Raw genomic sequence first — 16,521 nt, 5'->3', positions numbered from 1 at the left:
GTCCGGGTCAGGGCGGGGCGGAGTCGGCCACGGCACGTTCGGCCCGCGTGAGCGGCGCGCCATCTACGAGGCGCGCTGGTCGCGGACGGTAGATCAGCATGAGATTTCGAATGTAGATGCCGACCGCCAACCCTTGGCTCGTCATGAAAACCAGATCATGCTTGAGCAGGGCATAGACGAATGTCATAGCCCCCCCGACAAGACTGAGATACCAGAACGAAACCGGGATATGACTCCGACCCAGCCGCTCCGACACGACCCATTGCACGAGGAAGCGGGCGAAAAAGATGAACTGGGCCGCGAAACCGAAGATCACGAGGGGGTGCTGCAGCTCGCTGAGAACCCACGTGAGCAGTCCGGGAGGCGCATTTGCAAACAGCAGCATGGTCACGAACTCTCACTCGCCGGGGCGGCCGGCGGGTGCGGCGGCCACCGGGCTCATTTGTTGCAATAGTCGATGATCTTGGCGATTTCGCTGCGCAGGTCGCGCCGATGCACAATGCGATCAACGAAACCGTGCTCAAGCATGAACTCGGCCCGCTGAAAGCCCTCCGGCAGCGTGGCGCGGATGGTGTTCGCAATGACGCGCGGCCCCGCGAACCCGATCAGCGCGCCCGGTTCCGCCAGCGTGAAGTCGCCCAGGAATGCGAAGCTGGCGGCCACGCCGGCCGTGGTCGGGTCTGTCATCACCACGATGTAGAGCCCGCCGACGTCATCAAGCTTGGCAATCGCGGCGGACGTTCGCGCCATCTGCGCCAGTGACACCATCCCCTCCATCATGCGGGCGCCGCCACTGCACGTGACCATCAGCAGGGGCAGGCCCTCCGCCGCTGCCCGTTCGGCCGCAGCGCAGACTTTCTCGCCGACCACCGAGCCCATCGAACCCATGATGAAGTTCGGGTTCATCACTCCCATGATCAGCGGTCGGCCCTTGATGAAGCCCTTGCCGACGATGATGGCCTCCGATTCGCCCGTCGCCGCTTTCACCTTGTCGAGTCGCTCGCGGTAACTGATGCGATCGGTAAAGTTCAGCGGGTTACTGGATTCGAGGTGCGGCAGGAATTCCTCGAAAGTCTCCGGGTCGTTGAGCTGCGCGATGCGCGCCCGGGCGTCGACGCGGTAGTGGTAGTCACATTCCGGGCAGACGTGAAGTTCCTCTTCCAGAATTCGACGGTAGACCATGGCCCCGCAGCTCACGCAGCGAATCCACAGCCCCTCCGGGACCTCCACGTTGCGGCGGGCGGGTGTTGTGCCCTCAACCATCCAATCTCCTCCGGGCAGCCGGGGCCCCGAACCCAGCCGTCCACCTGCCAAGCATTCTACCGTGTTACGGGGTTTCGACGAGCACGGGTTCCTGTCGGCCCTGGGCAGAGGTCCACATGGACGAGAAGTCATCCTGCTCCAGCACACACCGTGCCAGTGCCCAGGTCAACGGTCGCAACACAACACCGATCGTCCGGGCACCATTCCGACGGGTCTGTTTGTGAAAAAATCCCTTGAGGCGCTCGGCGGCAGCGCTCACGGTCTCGCCACCCGGCGGTGTGACATTGAGCGGCGATTCGCACAACTCGCGATGGGCCGAAGCAAACCGCGACCGTAACTGCCCATCCGTGAGCCCCGCCCACAGGCCGACATCCAGTTCAGCGAGGTCCTGTGCCGATCGAACTGTGATGCGCAGGTGCCGTGCCAATAGCCGCGCGGTGAATTGGGACAACTCATCCGGTCCGTGGTAGATCGTGATGAGCCCGGCTGCTCGCAACGGGGCTAACCACGTTGCGCAACCGGCCTGCCCCTCCGTCGTCGGGCTAAGCGCCGTTCGCCCCAGCAGCCGACCCTCGGCTTGCCAGTCGGTGGCTGCGCAGGGGATCAGCACTACTCTCATGCCTTCTGCTCCGGCGCCCGGGCGCCGTCCTCGGCCGCCGCGCGCAGCGCTCGCAAGGCGGCCCCTGCATCCGGCGCGCCGAAAATGGCGGACCCAGCGACCAAGGTATTCGCGCCGGCGGCCGCCACGGATCCGATGTTGGCGGCGTGGATGCCGCCGTCCACCTCGAGTGTTTGGTCAGGCCGCAGCCGCTGTGCGAGGCGCGCGATGCGGTCCGTGCTTTCGGTGAGGTAATGCTGTCCGCCGAAGCCGGGCCAAACGGACATCACGAGTACGAGATCGACGATTTCAATGACCGGGTCGAGCGCTGCAAGGGGTGTCCCCGGGTTAAGCGCTACCCCAACCTGCACTCCGAGGCCGCGCAGCGTTTCCACTGTGGCGACTGGATCCGGGATGGTTTCAATGTGAAAGGTAATGTTGTTGGCACCGGCTTCGACGAATGCCGGGGCGTAATGCAGCGGATCGGTGATCATCAGGTGGGCATCCAGGAAGAGCGACGTGTGCCGCCGAATGCTCGCGACCACCGGCACCCCGAAGGACAGGTTGGGCACGAAGTGCCCGTCCATGATGTCGAGATGCAGCAGGTCCGCCCCGGCGGCCGCGACCGCACCAATTTCCTCCGCCAGCCGACCAAAATCGGCACTCAGCACGGAGGGTGCGATGCGCACAGGCCGCCGGGTTGGGCCGGGCATGTTCACGCTTCGTCCAATACCGCGATGGGGCCGAAGGCCTTCCCCTCGAGGAACTCCAGCGAGGCGCCACCGCCCGTGCTGATGTGCGACACCTGCTCAGCGAGGCCAGCCTGCTCCACGGCCGCCGCGCTGTCGCCGCCGCCGATGATGCTGACGGCACCGGCCTTTGTTGCCGCGGCGATCACCCGGGCAAGGGTGTAGGTGCCGGCCTCGAACGGCTTCGTCTCGAATGCGCCGAGCGGTCCGTTCCAAATGATCGTACCGGCCTTGCGCAGCACGGCCGAGAAGCGCTCCAGGGTCTGCGGACCGACATCCAGCCCCATCAGGTCGGCCGGTACGGCACCTGCCACCGTCTGCGTAGCGACGCCGGATTTCAGCTCCGCGGCCGCCACTGTATCGACCGGCAGGTTGATCTTCCCGCCGGCCTCAGCGAGCAGTTTCCGCGCCAGATCGAGCTGGTCACGTTCGCAGAGACTCTTGCCAACTTCCTTGCCCTGGGCCGCCCAGAAGGTGAACATCATGGCGCCGCCGATCAGGATTTCGTCCACCTTGGTCAGCAGGTTCTGAATGACGCCGATCTTGTCACTTACCTTCGCACCACCGAGCACGGCCACGAACGGCCGCTGGGGTGCCTGCACCGCGTCGCCCAGGTATTTCAACTCCTTCTCGACGAGGAAGCCGAGGACGCGCTGGCCCTTGGGGAGCAGGCCGGGTACGTCGTACATGCTGACGTGCTTCCGGTGGCAGGTGCCGAAGGCGTCATTCACGTAGATTTCACCGAGCTTTGCCAGAGCCGCGGCGAAGGCGCTGCGTTTCCCGTCCTGTTCCGGCGTAAGCTTCTTGTCAGGGTTCTTCTTGGCCTTGTCGATGATTGTCTCGGCCTTGTGAAAGCGTACGTTCTCGAGCAGCAGCACCTCGCCGTCGTGGAGTTCCCGGGCGGCCTGCTCGGCCTCCGGCCCGGTGCAGGCGGGCACGAACTTGACAGCTTTCTCCAGCAGGGCACTCATCCGCTGCGCTACCGGTGCGAGCGAGTACTTCGCATCTTCAGCCCCGCCGTCCCCGGTCGGCCGCCCGAGGTGGCTCAGCACGATCGCCCGCCCGCCGCGTTTCAGCACATCCTGCAGCGTCGGCAGGAACATGCGGATACGGCGGTCGTCGGTCACCTGCTGTTGATCATTGAGCGGTACGTTGAGGTCGGCGCGGATCAGCACCCGCTTGCCGCGCACGTCGATGTCGCGAACGGATTTCTTGGGCATGTTCTTGCTACCCCATCAGCGTTGAAAGGCGCGGCCCATCCGCTGGGACGGGCCGCGCACGGAACACTTGAAACGGCACGCCGGCGGCCGCACGAACCGCAGCGTACAGGTTTAGGCCAGCCCGTCCTTCTTCGCCATCAGCTTCATCAGGTCGACGACGCGGCAGGAGTAGCCGTACTCATTGTCGTACCAGGAGACGAGCTTGAAGAAACGGCTGTTGAGCTCGATGCAGGCCTTGGCGTCATAGATGCTCGAGTAGGTCGAACCGATGAAGTCACTGCTTACGACCTCGTCCTCGGTGTATCCCATGATGCCCTTCATAGTGCCATTCGCCACGCCCTTCACCGCCGCGGATATCGCCGCCAGCGTCGTTTCCTTGACGGTGCGAACGGTCAGGTCGACCGCCGAGACGTTGGCCGTCGGCACGCGGAACGCCATGCCCGTCAGCTTGCCCTTCAACTCCGGGATCACGAGTGTGACGGCCTTGGCCGCACCCGTGCTCGCCGGAATGATGTTGTAGCTGGCTGCGCGTCCGCCGCGGAAGTCCTTCTTCGACGGACCATCAACCGAGGGCTGGCTCGCGGTCAGACTGTGAATCGTCGTCATGAGCGCATCTTCGATGCCGAAGTGGTCATGCACGATCTTGGCGAGCGGGGCCAGGCAGTTCGTCGTGCAGCTCGCGTTCGACACGATGGTGTCGGCGGCCGGGTTGTACTTCTCGTCGTTCACGCCGAGCACGAATGTCGGGATGTCCTTGTCCTTTGCGGGGGCCGAGATCACCACGCGCTTGGCGCCGGCCGCCAGGTGCTTGGCGGCGCCTTCCCGCGTGGTGAACAGGCCGGTCGACTCGATCACGTAGTCAACCTTCAACTCCTTCCACGGCAGGTTCGCGGGGTCCTTTTCCGATGTGCAGCGGATTGGCTTGCCGTTGACCACGATGGCCGATTCCGTGCTGCTCACCTCGCCGGCATAGCGCCCGTGGACGGTGTCGTACTTGAACAGATAGGCGAGGTTGTCTGGCGGTACGAGGTCGTTCACGCCGACAAACTCGATATTCGGGTCCTTCATGCCGGCGCGCACCACCAGTCGCCCGATGCGTCCGAACCCATTAATGCCCACGCGAATCGCCATCGGAAACTCCTTCCGTCAGAGGTCTTCTGCTTCTGACCTGCCGCTACGGCCGGCGGGCTGAACCAGAATCGGATAGTGTCGAGCGGGTTACAGGGGGTGTCAAGATTGAGGCGCGCCGGCCGCCGTTGCCCGGCCTTGTTCGGGAGCGGTTGCGCAGGGTTGCGATGGCCCATTCTCGGACCCGCGCGGTCGCGGCACGCAGGGCTACACCGGTGTGGATTCCAACAGCACTTCCGGCCAGGCGAAGTTTGACAGCAGTCCCCCGGTGTGGATGAAGACGGCCGGTCGATCGAAACCGAATCGTCCGGAGTGGATGCCGGCGCGCAGGGCGCCGAAGGCCTTGGCGGTATAAACCGGATCGAGCAGGATGGCCTCGGTACGCGCCAATTCGCGCAGAGCTGCGAGTGCCGCGGGGGTCGGCACCGCGTACCCGGGGCCGATGTGGCCGTCTAGCAGGGGGAGTGGTTCCGTGGGCAATTTCACCCGCAGTCCGTACTGCGCAATCGCCTCTTCGCACAAGCGGCGCACTTCCCGTTGGTGATACGCCGTGTCATCACTTACCGGCACGGCCCAGAGCCGCCAGTGGTCGAGGCGATGCTGCAGCATGCCCAGCAGCAAACCGGCGTACGTCCCGCCCGACGACAACGCCACCACCACGTCGCACTCGTGCACGCCGACCTTGTGCAACTGGTCCGCCAGCTCTGCGGCCGCCCGGATGTAACCCCAGCATCCCAGTGGCTCGGACGCCCCGGCGGGGGTCCAGCGCGGCTTACGGCCGGCAGCGCGCAGTTCGCCAAGCACGCCGGTCACGATGGCGTCGCTCCGCGCACGGAACTCCTCGCGTGTAAACCCGCGGCACTCGGCGCCGAAGAGCACATCCAGCAGGTGATTGCCTTGCGGAGCCATGGTTGGGGCCGGCCGCAGCAACAGCACACAATGCAGCCCCAGCCGTGCGCAGGTCGCGGCGGTCGCACGGCAATGATTGGATTGGGGCGTGCCCTCGGTGACAAGCGTATCGCAGCCCGCAGCAAGGGCAGCGGCGGCGATGTACTCGAGTTTGCGAATCTTGTTGCCGGAAATCTCCAACCCCGTGAGGTCATCCCGCTTCAACCAGAGGCGCGCGCCCCCGAGCGCCTGGCCCAGCCGCTCGAGCGGCACCAGCGGCGTCGGCAGGTTTGCCAGTCGAATGCGATTGGGAATCTGCATCGTCATCCACTCCGCGGCGCCACTTGTGTTACTCTACCATGCTCGGCGGTGCTGCCAAGCTGGGAACCGCGAAGCTCACCCTGTATCTGCGTGCCCACACGACCGGCCCCGGCGGCGCGCTTCGCCCGCTGTTCACCGGTTGACACAGTCACAGGCCGCTCCGACGATGCCCGGCATGCAGATGCTTGCGGTGGATGTGGTGGTATTCGGCGGTGGCGTGGCCGGGCTCTGGCTGCTGGATGAGCTTGTTCGGCGGGGCTATCGCAGCGTACTGCTGGAATCACAGGCACTGGGTTCCGGCCAGTCGATCGCGTCGCAGGGGATCATCCACGGTGGCGTGAAATACACACTCACGGGCCTTCTGACGGCCTCGGCCGAGGCGATCCGGGAAATGCCGCGGATCTGGCGGGCCTGTCACGCCGGTGAAATCGAGCCGCGTCTCACGGGTACGCGTTTGCGGGGCGCGTACTGTTACCTTTGGCGAACGGACGACTTGCGCTCCCGCTTCGGGATGCTTGGTGCGCGGGCCGGGTTGCGCGTAGCGCCGGTGCGGCTCGAGCGCGCGGCGTGGCCCAACGTTCTGCAGGATTGTCCCGGTTCCGTCTACCGTCTCGACGAGCAGGTCTTCGACATCGGGTCGCTGGTCGCCGATTTTGCCCAACGCAACGCGGCGTGCCTGCTTTCCTATGATGCGACCGACGGCCCCGAAGTTCAGGCCGATGCGGCCGGAGGTGTGCGCTTGTGTGTCCGCGCGCCGGGTGTTGCGGAGCCGCTCGAACTGCGTTGTCGCACCGTCGTGCTCGCAGCAGGGGCCGGCAATGCCGCCCTTCGTGCGCGCTGCGGGCTCACGGCCGACACGATGCAACTCCGTCCGTTGCACATGGTGTTGCTGCGCGGCAAGCTGCCTCCGCTCCATGGTCACTGCACCGATGGGGCCCGCACGCGGGTCACAATCACCTGGACACAGGATCGCACCGGCCGTGATGTTTGGCAGGTGGGTGGCCAGGTTTCGGAGGATGGTGTCGCCCTCGAACCACGGACACTGGTGGCACATGCTCAAGCCGAACTGCGCGCCGCGATTCCCGGGTTGCACCTGCGCGGTGTGGAGTGGTCCACGTATCGGGTGGATCGCGCCGAGCCGCGCACGCGCAGCGGCCTGCGCCCGGACGATGCGTGGTGTGCGCGGGACGGTGATGTTCTGACCGTTTGGCCCACGAAACTGGCGCTCGCGCCGCGCCTGGCGGAACTCGTGCTCCAACAATTGCCGCCGCCGGCCGCCGCCGGGCACGGCTCCGACCAGCCACTGCCGGCGGACTGGCCGCGGCCGCTGCTGGCGCTACCCCCCTGGGAAGAGCCCCGCACATGGTACGCCGACGTTTAGGCAAATCCGGGCTGTTCGTTTCCCCGATCGGTTACGGGGCTTTCAAGCTCGGCCGTAATGAGAAGATCAAGTACGCGCAACCGTACCCGCTCCCCAATGATGGTGCGGTGGCTCGGCTGCTCGATGAGCTTTGCGCGCTGGGCATCAATTACTTCGACACCGCACCGGCTTATGGATCGAGCGAAGAGCGGCTTGGTCGCGTGCTGGGGGGGCGTGCTGACGTCATCATCTCCACCAAGGTCGGTGAGGACTTTGCGGATGGCGTCTCCAGCTTCGACTTTTCCGCGCCGGGCATTCGCGCCAGCATCGAACGCAGTTTGCGCCGCCTGCAGCGGGACGTACTTGATCTTGTTTTCATCCATGCCCCGGCCGAAGACCTGCACGTCTTGTATGCGACCGATGCCGTCGCCACGCTGCTCGAGTTGCGCGCCGCGGGCCATATTCGCGCGCTGGGCTTCTCCGGCAAGACCGTAACTGCGGCCGAAGCCGCCCTGGGATGGGCAGATGTGCTCATGGTCGAGTATCATCTGGAAGACAGGTCGCATGCTGCGGTGTTGGCGGCGGCGCGGACGGCCGATGTCGGAATCGTCGTGAAGAAGGGCCTCGCATCGGGGCGACTCGACCCGCGGGTTGCGATTCCGGCCGTGTTGCGGCACCCCGCCATAGGCAGTCTGGTGGTCGGCGGTCTGAGCATCGCACACATGCGTGCGAACGTGGAGTATGCAGCGACACCGAGCGGCGCTGCAGACGCCACAGAACCTGGTGAGAGGCGCTGATGAGCACTCCCGATCCCCATCGCGAACCGCTTGCGAGCGGCGGTCTGCCGTCGGGTGAGCCCCCCGCACCGACGCCGGAGACACGGCCGGAACGGGTCCCGGTGCCCGAAGAGCTTGCCACCGGCCTGCAGCGAATCGAGCGACTGCTTGTACAGATCCACGGCTTGCTGGATACGACGCAGCGCGTCCGCAACTACCGCGAATTCTCGATCGCGGGCTTTGCTGCGGCGCTCCTGCAAGTGCTCGTCATCCTGCTGACGATCGCGGCATTCATGGATTGGATGTACCGGGTGACCGAGTTCGGCCTGACGCTGGTGAAGCTGGGCCTCGCCACGGTGCTGCAACTCGCCGCGCTGACAGCGTTCTTTGTAGCGGCGCAGCGCAACACGGAGCGCTGAATGGCGGGGGGGGTGACGGTGCTACGCGCCGGCCGCCGCGACGCGCGGGGTTGCCGCCGCCTCGGTTTCAGGTTCGGCGCGAGCGGCGGTCTTGCCCAGCGTCAGGGCTTCCATCGGCGGCAAGTCGTTCAGATCCGCTAATCCAAAAACGTCGAGGAAGCGCTTCGTCGTCCCATAGAGCAGGGGGCGACCGACGATCTCGGCGCGCCCGACAATCTTGATGAGCCCCATTTCGCGCAGGCGATTCAGCACCTCGCCGCACGCCACTCCCCGGATGGCTTCGATGTCGGCCCGGATGATCGGCTGCTTGTATGCCACGATCGACAAGGCCTCGAGTGCCGCTGCACCCAGGCGCGTCTGCGCCTGCTGCTTCGTCAGCTTCGCCACCCACGGCCGATACTCTGCCAGCGTCAGCATCTGGAAACCCTTGGCGATTTCCTCGATGCGAAACGAGAGAGCGGCGGCCGCATACTTCTCATTGAGCTCCGCAATCAGCCGCCGTACTTCTTTCGGTGAACCGGTGCCGAGCAGCTCCGCCAGACGTCCCGCCGTCACCGGAGCATCCGAGGAGAACAACAGGGCTTCGAGCACCTGTGCGGGTTCAATTTCCGGGGCGGCGTTGGCCGGTGACACGGCGAGCATGGTCTCAGTGACCGGCGCGCTCTCTGCTTGTGCGGAGTTTGCCGGTGAGATTCCGACCTCGTGGGCCGGCCCTTCAAACGACATGGGCGTGGTCACCTCGGTGGCGGGTTCCCCCGTCGGGCACTTGGCCGGGTATTCGTCGCGGTCCATCGCGGTACCCTCACCTTCCGTGGTTGACGATCCGTTCGCGCGCTGCGAAACCTGTTGGGATGATAGCTCGGTGCCCGTTTGAAGTCTACGCCCCGGTGTGCCATTCTCGGGTTTACGCTACCACCTATTGCGGTTCGAAACCGCACCGATTCCGTATATAGCGGCAGTTGCCTGTGTCGGATAAGGGGCCGCCGCGTGGCGCACTGGAACGTCCGGTGGGGTACGATGTGCTCGCGGGTGCGGTTCAGGAAGTGCACCTTACCCACGCCGGTTGGCGCTGTGTGAAGGTGCTTCTAACTACGGTTGGTTTTCGCCATGCACGAACACCGGATTGATCGTCAACACGCCCAACTCCTCGTCGTGGATGTACAGGAGCGGCTGCTGCCCTCCATTGCCCATCACCAGGCCGTGATCAGCAATGCTCTCAAGATGATCCGGGCCGCGGTGGCCCTCGAAGTCCCCGTGACCCTGTCGGAGCAGTACCCGAAGGGCCTTGGTTCGACCGCCGCGGTCCTTGTGGCAGCCGCGCGCGGCGCGGCCCGCGCCGAGAAGTCGACGTTCAGCTTTTGCGCAGATGCCGAGTGTCGGGAACGGCTGGTGGCCGTCATGCGGCCACACGTCCTCATCCTGGGGATCGAAGCGCATGTGTGCGTCTATCAGACGGCGCTCGACATACTTGCCATGCAGATGCGGCCGGTCGTCCTCGCAGACGCGGTGGGCTCACGCCGGATGCGCGACTGCGAAGTGGCTCTCGCCGGCCTGCGTGCTGCCGGTGTGGTCGTGACCACGGTGGAGAGTGCAATCTTCCAGCTTGTGCATGACTCGGCGACGGATGCTTTCAAGCGGATCCTGCCGATCGTCAAGTAACCTGTTCCCGTTTTGCAGAATTCCAGGGAGTCGCACGGCATGTCGCCGCGCTACGACGAGGATGGCTGGGAAGACGAGGGTCTCGACGACGAGGGCCCCTCCGAGGACGACCTGCGCGCCGCAGCGACCGCCGACGCGGTGGAGGGGCATGATGAGGAGGAGCCCTGCCCACATTGTGGTCGGCCCTTCCTCGCCGAGGTGGACCTCTGCCCGGCTTGTGGTACCTGGCGGACGGCCACCATCCGGCGCAAGACCCCGCTGTGGTTGTGGTGGGTAGGCATCCTGCTGGCCTCCTGGTGGATCGCATGGGTCGTCTTTCGAGGGCCGCGCTCGTGCGGTTGAAAGTGTCGCGCACCTAGCAGCCAAGCACATCCCTGAACTGAGTTGCGGTATCCACCCACGCCCGGTGCGGAGCGCACATCCAGCACCGCTCCGCACCGTCCCCTCACGACGACTCCCCCGGTGTCCCCCTGCGGGCCTCCCTTCCCCTTCCTGTTAGCTGAACAGGCGCGGCAGGACCGCCTCCTGTTGATCAAGTACGACGCCGATGTCGAGGTAGTCCTCGCCGTCATCCAGTGTGAGTTGCGTCCGTACCACGGTAGCCCAGCGGCTGCCGATCAGGCCCAGCATGGCCGGGCCCGGCATGCCGGGGAGGTGGGAACGTAATTCGTAACGCTGCCCCTCCGCCACCCCGTACCCGAGCGGCACCCGCAGTCGCATGCCGTGATTCGAAGACTCGATACAACGACACCGCAGCACGGTGGAACCATGGTGGTCAATCATCCAGAGGTCGCACTCTACGGAGCGGCGCTCCTCGTAACGCCGTTCGATGGCATGGATCCCCGTATTTGTCGGCTCGTTGGCCGTTACGATGGTGGTGCCCCGCTCCAGCATGGCGACGACTCCTTGTCGCTGGGGCCGTCCGTTCTACGGGACGTGCCGGACTCACTCACCGCCCGGTTCCTCCGGGGCCGGGCGTTCAAACCCGAACTCGGCCAGCCACTCGGCGACCGAACCCGGATCCAGTCCCGCTTCTTTCTCCGCAGGCTCGAGCCGCTGCCGCAGGGGGCGCGCTAATTCACGCTCCAGCGTACGCCAGAACACATCCGCGGCCATCGGCCGAGCCCCGCGCCTTTTCGCGGCCTGCGCGACCGCCCGGTCCGACGACACCACCACCACGCGGCGTGCCGCCGAGTCATTCTGTAGCAGTTTTTCAAGAACAGCGTCCGCCGAAACTCCGGGGCCGCTGAATGTTACCTGAATGGCCGGGTGCCCGATCTGCCGGGCCAGCGCCGCTTTCGGCTGGGGCCCATCGAAAACGACATGGACCCGCTCATCCCTCCGCTCCGCCCACATTCCCAGCCGGTCGCATAGCATCGACCGCCCGATCTGCAGCGAGGATGAGCTGACCGCATTCGCGGCGTAGAGGAGGTTGTTCCCGTCCACGACGAGTGGCACCTCCGTTCTCCCAAGTCTAAGCTTACCGCACGTTGCCCGGCGATGCAAAAGTTACCGGGTTTTGCGCGTCGATTTCCGCTCCATCGCCTTGACAATAGGCGCGCAGTTGCGAGGCCGCCAGATGACTCTGTGCCCGCAGGCCGCTCCTGATATTGTCGTCATCGGTTCCGCGAACATGGACCTGGTCGTGCGCGCTGCGCACATTCCACGCCCGGGCGAAACGGTGCTGGGCGGTGATTTCCGGACGGTCACTGGTGGTAAGGGCGCCAACCAGGCGGTTGCGGCGGCCCGGCTCGGTGCTCGGGTTGCGTTTCTGGGCCGCACCGGCGACGACGACTTCGGTCACGCCCTGCGGCTTGGGCTGGCTGCGGCTGGCATCGACCTCACGTACTGCCAAATTGCCTCCGGCACACCATCCGGCGTTGCACTGATCGTGGTCGGAAAGGGTGGGCAGAATGCCATCTGTGTAGCGCCTGGCGCCAATGCGGCGCTGACTCCGGCGGACATCGAAGTCGCGCGAGAGCTGTTGGTGGCAGCTCGGGTCATTGTCGTACAGCTTGAAATTCCACTGGTCACGGCGGCATATGCCGTAGAATTCGCCCGCAGACTGGGGAAAGCAGTGGTGTTGGACCCGGCCCCGGCCCCGGAAGTTGTGCCGCCGATGCTGTTCGACGTGGATGTGCTGACGCCCAATGAGATTGAGGCACGGACGTTGCTCGCCCACGGCGAAAATGAAAATAGCACCCGGGTACAGATCGCGGAGGCGCTGCGCGGGCGGGGAGCGCGGGCGGTCGTCCTGAAGTGCGGCGCGTCGGGTTCCTGGTACGCGGATAACGCACGGCAGGGGGAATGCCCCGCATTCGCCGTACCTGTGGTCGATACCACTGCTGCGGGAGATGCCTTCACGGCAGCATTGGCGGTGGGGATGGCAGAGGGATTCGGGCTGGCGGACGCCACACGTTTCGCGAATGCCGCCGGTGCGCTCGCCTGCACGCAGCCCGGTGCCCAGCCGTCGCTTCCTGCCCGGGCGGCGGTCGAGCGGCTCCTGGAAACCGGGCGGGTTTGAGCGACCGGATCGACCGGCACCCTCACCAGGGCCGCTCGCTGATCTCCACGGGGCAGCGTGGCAGACTGTTCAAGAAGCGCCGGCCGTAGGGCTTGCGCACCACGCGCGGATCCAGCACCACGATGATGCCGCGGTCAGACTTGCTGCGGATCAACCGGCCAAAGCCCTGGCGGAACTTGAGTACGGCTTCGGGCAACTGGTAGTCGTTGAAAGGATTCCCACCGCGCTGCCGTACGAGGTCCATGCGTGCTTCGATGGTGGGGCGGTCGGGGACCGCGAAGGGCAGCTTGACGATGATCACGTTCGAAAGGGCTGCCCCGACAACGTCGACGCCCTGCCAGAAGCTGTCGGTGCCAAAGAGCACGGCCCGGTCCGCGCTGCGGAACTGCTCAAGCATCCGCGTCCTCGGCAGGTCGCCCCCCTGGAGGAGGAACGTGTACCCCTCACTGCCGAGTTCAGCACGTACGAGCTGCGCGACCTCGTTGAGCATGCGGTAACTGGTGAACAGCACAAAGGCCCGGCCTTCCGTGGCGCGCGTGTAGTAAACGACGGCCCGACTCGCCGCGGCAACAAAAGTGTTGTCGCCGGGGTCCGGCAATCCTGCTTCGACATGCACCCGGATCTGCTGTTCGAAATCAAACGGCGAACCCAGCCGCAAGGTCGGCGCGCCCGACAAACCCACCCGGCCGAGCAGGTAACTGAAATCGGCGTCGTCAGGGCCGGCCGCCAGGGTTGCGCTGGTCAGTACCGCACTCTCGACCCGCGCGAACAGCCATTCATGCAGGACGGGTGACACATCCAGCGGTGCCGCGCAGAGCGTGACCCGGCCGCCGTGCCCGGACTCCGTATCCATCCAGTAAACGTGCTCGGCATAGTCCTGCCGCAGCAACGCGCCGGTAGACCGGCCGGCGGCATCGAGGCGCTCTAGCACACCTCCAAGCTCGGCTTGATCCTCGTCGCGTGGGAGTTCGTCACGCAGGCGCGTCAGCCGCTCGACCACCTGGGCCAGTGCCGGTCCGAGCACGTCCGCGACCGGTGGTGGGGCGACGAGACGTCCGTTCGAGCGGCCGCGCGTCGTCTGCCATACCCCGAGGGCCTGGAAGAAGCGCGTACATGCGGACTGGGCGGCAAGCACGGGGCGGCGGTAATCCTCCTCGGGAATGTTCGCCAGAAAGCCCTTTCCGGTGCGCTCGTTGAAGAGACCCGCGAGGAGGTGCTGAACGTGGCTGTTAGAAACGCTCAGGCCGATCTGTCCGCCCGCCACCTGCTCGAGCGTGTGGGCTTCGTCTACGACGATCAACTCGTATTCAGGCAACACGCTCACGCCCTCACGCCGCAGCAGCAAGTCCGCGACCAGCAGCGCGTGGTTCACCACCAGCAGGTCGGCCCCGTCCGCTCGTCGGCGGGCCTTTTGGTAGAAGCAGTCGAGGTAGGTGGGGCAGCGGCGACCGAGGCAGTTGTTGTGCTCACTGCGGATGCGTTCCCATATTTCGGGCGGCGGGGCGAGGGGCAGGTCCGCCAGTGAGCCGTCCTCCGTCTCGTAGGCCCAGTCCTCGATGCCATGCAGCGCCTCGAGCAAGGCCCGCGAAGGGAAAAGACTCTTGGCGCGTTCGCTCGCCATCTTCAGTCGCCGAATGCTGAAGTAATTCTGCCGACCTTTGACGAGTTCTGCGCGAAAGTCGATGCCGAGCGCTGCCCGTAGAAACGGCAGATCCTTCTCAAAGATCTGCTCCTGCAGTGCAATGGTGTGTGTGCTTAAGACCACCCGCCGCTTGTGCGTAACGACCTGCTCCAGCGCCGGCAGCAGGTAGGCGAACGTCTTGCCGACGCCCGTACCCGCCTCCACGGCAAGGTGCTGCGAGTTCGCGAACGCCGCCGCGACTGCGGCGGCCATCTCGACTTGCTCGGAGCGTACCTCGAAGCCCGGCAGGTGCTCGGAGATGCGTCCGCCCGGTGCCAACCACTCCGCCACGAGAGAGGTCATCGCAACCTCCCCGCCGGAGCCACTCTCCCCGGGCATCCCGGCGCGCCGGCGCTAGCCATGGTCCAGCAGCACCTCGGCAAAGTGCCAGCTCAGCAGCCCGGTCAGCAGCAGACTTCCGATCAACACGATTGTCGCCAGCCCCACCACGAATGTCTCGCCGCTGATCCAGCCCCCGCGCATGGTCGCCAGGATGTGCGGCCGTGCCAGCACCAGCATGCTGAAAATCATCGCTCCACTGGTCAGTGGCACCGAGATCGAATGGATGTAGCTGTACAGCCACACCCCCCGGCTGACGGTGCGTTCACGGCCATCGAGTGAGTGGATGAAGTGTCCGCGCACGTAGTATTCGGCGACGCGCTCCCCGCTAGCGGACTGCGCGACGCGCCGGTGACCGTTGTGGGCATCGCCGCCGATCGCTGCGTAACTGAGGGTGTACACGAGGAAATTGGCCATCCCCACGGCGATCACGCTGATGCAGATCTGGTTCCGACGTCGCCGCGGCCAGCGGTCCACGGGACAGGGCGGCCGACCGCCGGTCGCCACCGGTTCGAGCGTTGCCGCCAGAACCGCGTCGGTCGGTTCGGGGGTGTTGCGTTCAGCGGGCGGCGGATGCAATGCGGCCCTCCATGGGCGACGAAGCCGTGGCATAAAGCTTGCGGGGAATCCGTCCCGCGCGGGCGGCGAGGTAGCCGGCCTCCAGCGCGTGTCGCATGGCATGGGCCATCTGCACGGGGTTCGCCGCGCTCGCGATGCCGGTGTTGAGCAGGACGCCGTCGGCGCCCAGTTCCATCGCAATGGTCACATCGGAGGCCGTGCCCACGCCTGCATCGACGATCACGGGATACTCCGGATCATCGGCCTTGAGTTGCTCGAGGATGATGCGGATGTTGTTCGGGTTGAGCACGCCCTGGCCGCTGCCGATCGGAGAGCCCAGCGGCATGACGCTCGCACAGCCGAGCGCCTTCAGCTTGGTGCAGAGTACCGGGTCATCGTTGGCATAGGCGAGCACGATGAAACCCTCGCTCAGCAGCGTCTCGGCGGCACGATAGGTTTCGAGGGGGTCCGGCAGCAGAGTCTTGCGGTCGGCCAGCACCTCCAGCTTCACCCAGCGTGAACCGGGATTGCCGAGCCCCTCCAGCAGTTCGCGTCCCAGTCGAGCCGAGCGCACCGCATCCTCCGCGCTGAAGCACCCGGCGGTGTTGGGCAAAATCCAGTAACGCTTCAGGTCGAGGAAATCGAGCAGGGACCGATTGGATTGGTCGTAAAGCCGTTCGCGTCGCACCGCGACCGTGACGACATCGGCACCGGAGGCGTCCAGCGCCGCGCGCATCAACTCGTAATCCGGCTGCCCGGCGTGCAGATATTTGCCCGTTCCGACGAGCAGCCGCGAGCGCAACTTGAAGCCCCCAATCTCCAGTGGTGGAATCTCCACTAACCACCTCCTACGAGGGTCACAATTTCCACCCGGTCGCCGGTCCGCAGGGGGGTCGTCGCAAAGGTCGCCCGCCGGATGAGTTGCTCGTTCAGTTCGACGGCGACGCGCTCCGGTGTCAACTCAAAGCGTTGCAACAGGTCTGACAGCGTCCAGCCGTCCATCACCGTTTCCGCATTGCCGTTGACCGTGATCTGCAT

At 65.5% G+C, this 16,521-nt stretch carries 20 protein-coding genes; 6 read left to right on the top strand and 14 right to left on the bottom strand.

Annotation, left to right across the window (positions count from 1 at the left end; translation table 11 throughout):
• Positions 1–7 precede the first annotated feature (7 nt).
• From IPM18_04335 to IPM18_04305, 7 genes are all read right to left on the bottom strand, one after another.
• A complete protein-coding gene (locus tag IPM18_04335; protein MBK9118817.1) occupies positions 8–385 on the bottom strand; it encodes a lipid-A-disaccharide synthase N-terminal domain-containing protein in 378 nt (125 codons plus the stop codon).
• 53 nt (positions 386–438) lie between these two features.
• A complete protein-coding gene (locus IPM18_04330) occupies positions 439–1,263 on the bottom strand; it encodes an acetyl-CoA carboxylase carboxyltransferase subunit beta (protein ID MBK9118816.1) in 825 nt (274 codons plus the stop codon).
• 64 nt (positions 1,264–1,327) lie between these two features.
• The gene (locus IPM18_04325) at positions 1,328–1,882 is read right to left on the bottom strand and encodes a histidine phosphatase family protein (GenBank protein MBK9118815.1); all 555 of its coding nucleotides are present in this window, start codon (positions 1,880–1,882) and stop codon (positions 1,328–1,330) included.
• On the bottom strand, positions 1,879–2,574 hold the full coding sequence (gene rpe / locus IPM18_04320) for a ribulose-phosphate 3-epimerase (GenBank protein MBK9118814.1): 696 nt from the start codon (positions 2,572–2,574) through the stop codon (positions 1,879–1,881). The genes IPM18_04325 and rpe overlap by 4 nt, the downstream gene beginning before the upstream one ends.
• A 2-nt stretch (positions 2,575–2,576) precedes the next feature.
• A complete protein-coding gene (locus IPM18_04315; protein MBK9118813.1) occupies positions 2,577–3,830 on the bottom strand; it encodes a phosphoglycerate kinase in 1,254 nt (417 codons plus the stop codon).
• 111 nt (positions 3,831–3,941) lie between these two features.
• A complete protein-coding gene (gap, locus tag IPM18_04310) occupies positions 3,942–4,961 on the bottom strand; it encodes a type I glyceraldehyde-3-phosphate dehydrogenase (GenBank protein ID MBK9118812.1) in 1,020 nt (339 codons plus the stop codon).
• A gap of 204 nt (positions 4,962–5,165) precedes the next feature.
• Positions 5,166–6,167 carry a D-cysteine desulfhydrase family protein gene (locus tag IPM18_04305; GenBank protein MBK9118811.1) on the bottom strand — a complete coding sequence of 334 codons (1,002 nt, stop codon included), beginning with the start codon at positions 6,165–6,167 and terminating at the stop codon, positions 5,166–5,168.
• Positions 6,168–6,348: 181 nt separating this feature from the next.
• Here IPM18_04305 and IPM18_04300 point away from each other — a divergent pair, with 181 nt between their 5' ends.
• Genes IPM18_04300 through IPM18_04290 form a run of 3 tightly spaced genes read left to right on the top strand, consistent with a single transcriptional unit; the run spans position 6,349 to position 8,722 of the window.
• Positions 6,349–7,548, top strand: coding sequence for an FAD-dependent oxidoreductase (locus IPM18_04300; GenBank protein ID MBK9118810.1), 1,200 nt, complete (start codon positions 6,349–6,351; stop codon positions 7,546–7,548).
• Positions 7,530–8,324 carry an aldo/keto reductase gene (locus tag IPM18_04295; protein MBK9118809.1) on the top strand — a complete coding sequence of 265 codons (795 nt, stop codon included), beginning with the start codon at positions 7,530–7,532 and terminating at the stop codon, positions 8,322–8,324. Before IPM18_04300 ends, IPM18_04295 begins: the two co-directional genes overlap by 19 nt.
• On the top strand, positions 8,324–8,722 hold the full coding sequence (locus tag IPM18_04290) for a hypothetical protein (GenBank protein ID MBK9118808.1): 399 nt from the start codon (positions 8,324–8,326) through the stop codon (positions 8,720–8,722). Before IPM18_04295 ends, IPM18_04290 begins: the two co-directional genes overlap by 1 nt.
• 21 nt (positions 8,723–8,743) lie before the next feature.
• Here IPM18_04290 and scpB read toward each other — a convergent pair whose 3' ends face one another.
• Complete coding sequence (gene scpB, locus IPM18_04285) at positions 8,744–9,514, bottom strand: SMC-Scp complex subunit ScpB (protein MBK9118807.1); 771 nt, start codon at positions 9,512–9,514, stop codon at positions 8,744–8,746.
• A 315-nt stretch (positions 9,515–9,829) separates the two neighbouring features.
• On the opposite strand from scpB, the gene IPM18_04280 reads away from it, so the two are divergent.
• The gene (locus tag IPM18_04280; protein MBK9118806.1) at positions 9,830–10,381 is read left to right on the top strand and encodes an isochorismatase family protein; all 552 of its coding nucleotides are present in this window, start codon (positions 9,830–9,832) and stop codon (positions 10,379–10,381) included.
• A 39-nt stretch (positions 10,382–10,420) separates the two neighbouring features.
• The gene (locus IPM18_04275) at positions 10,421–10,723 is read left to right on the top strand and encodes a hypothetical protein (protein ID MBK9118805.1); all 303 of its coding nucleotides are present in this window, start codon (positions 10,421–10,423) and stop codon (positions 10,721–10,723) included.
• A 153-nt stretch (positions 10,724–10,876) separates the two neighbouring features.
• Here IPM18_04275 and IPM18_04270 read toward each other — a convergent pair whose 3' ends face one another.
• Together IPM18_04270 and IPM18_04265 are read right to left on the bottom strand one after the other, a co-directional pair.
• Complete coding sequence (locus IPM18_04270; protein ID MBK9118804.1) at positions 10,877–11,275, bottom strand: hypothetical protein; 399 nt, start codon at positions 11,273–11,275, stop codon at positions 10,877–10,879.
• 51 nt (positions 11,276–11,326) lie between these two features.
• The gene (locus IPM18_04265) at positions 11,327–11,839 is read right to left on the bottom strand and encodes an NYN domain-containing protein (GenBank protein MBK9118803.1); all 513 of its coding nucleotides are present in this window, start codon (positions 11,837–11,839) and stop codon (positions 11,327–11,329) included.
• A gap of 121 nt (positions 11,840–11,960) precedes the next feature.
• Between IPM18_04265 and rbsK the strand changes: the two genes are divergently transcribed.
• Entirely contained in the window at positions 11,961–12,905 is a 945-nt protein-coding gene (gene rbsK / locus IPM18_04260) for a ribokinase (GenBank protein MBK9118802.1), read from the top strand.
• Positions 12,906–12,927: 22 nt separating this feature from the next.
• Here the strand turns inward: rbsK and IPM18_04255 are convergent, their stop codons facing one another.
• Genes IPM18_04255 through thiS form a run of 4 tightly spaced genes read right to left on the bottom strand, consistent with a single transcriptional unit; the run spans position 12,928 to position 16,521 of the window.
• Complete coding sequence (locus IPM18_04255; protein MBK9118801.1) at positions 12,928–14,889, bottom strand: DEAD/DEAH box helicase; 1,962 nt, start codon at positions 14,887–14,889, stop codon at positions 12,928–12,930.
• Between the two features lie 51 nt (positions 14,890–14,940).
• On the bottom strand, positions 14,941–15,504 hold the full coding sequence (locus tag IPM18_04250) for a hypothetical protein (GenBank protein ID MBK9118800.1): 564 nt from the start codon (positions 15,502–15,504) through the stop codon (positions 14,941–14,943).
• On the bottom strand, positions 15,485–16,315 hold the full coding sequence (locus IPM18_04245) for a thiazole synthase (protein MBK9118799.1): 831 nt from the start codon (positions 16,313–16,315) through the stop codon (positions 15,485–15,487). Before IPM18_04245 ends, IPM18_04250 begins: the two co-directional genes overlap by 20 nt.
• A gap of 5 nt (positions 16,316–16,320) precedes the next feature.
• The gene (thiS, locus tag IPM18_04240; protein MBK9118798.1) at positions 16,321–16,521 is read right to left on the bottom strand and encodes a sulfur carrier protein ThiS; all 201 of its coding nucleotides are present in this window, start codon (positions 16,519–16,521) and stop codon (positions 16,321–16,323) included.

It is taken from the genome of Phycisphaerales bacterium (assembly GCA_016716475.1).
Taxonomy (GTDB): domain Bacteria; phylum Planctomycetota; class Phycisphaerae; order UBA1845; family Fen-1342; genus JADJWG01.
The sequence above is the reverse complement of the archived record's forward strand: the minus strand, read 5'-3'. Positions and strand labels throughout refer to the sequence as shown.